This window comes from Streptomyces rubellus (assembly GCF_036323805.1).
Taxonomy (GTDB): Bacteria; Actinomycetota; Actinomycetes; order Streptomycetales; family Streptomycetaceae; genus Streptomyces.
Genome location: NZ_JAZDCX010000081.1, coordinates 1 through 409, shown reverse-complemented (window position 1 = coordinate 409; position 409 = coordinate 1). Strand labels below are relative to the sequence as shown.

Here is a 409-nt window from a genome sequence, read left to right as displayed (position 1 = left end):
CAGGCGTCGCGCCGCTCCTGCAGCGCGGCGTTGTACAGGGAGCAGTGATCGGCCGGCATCTCGCCGAGCGCGACCGTCTGGCGGACCGTGGGGCGCAGGAGGAACTTGTACGCCCGGATCACGAGCCGTCCCCCTTCTGCTTCTTCCACGGCCGCTCCCCCTGGGTGTCGATGTACCGGCGCACGGTGTCCGCCGAGACGGCGCCGACCGATGCCGCGAAGTACGACGACGACCACAGCGTGGGCAGGCGCGACCTCAGATGCGGGAACTCCTCGCGAAGTACACGAGAGGTGAAGCCCTTGAACTGGTTGGCCACGTACGAGGCCGACGACTTCGGATCGTGCTTGACGAACAGGTGCACGTGGTCGGGCATGACCTCGAGCGCCACGATCTCCCACTCCCGTTCGTC

The 409-nt window shown here is 67.5% G+C and carries 1 protein-coding gene and 1 pseudogene; both read right to left on the bottom strand.

Features of this window, described 5'->3' with window-relative positions; all coding sequences use genetic code 11:
• A pseudogene (locus V1L54_RS29340) lies at positions 1–122 on the bottom strand (RNA-guided endonuclease TnpB family protein); the annotation flags it as partial.
• Positions 119–409: IS200/IS605 family transposase (tnpA, locus tag V1L54_RS29335; protein ID WP_330121196.1), on the bottom strand; the 291-nt coding region annotated here is incomplete at its 5' end. The gene tnpA and the pseudogene V1L54_RS29340, both read right to left, overlap by 4 nt.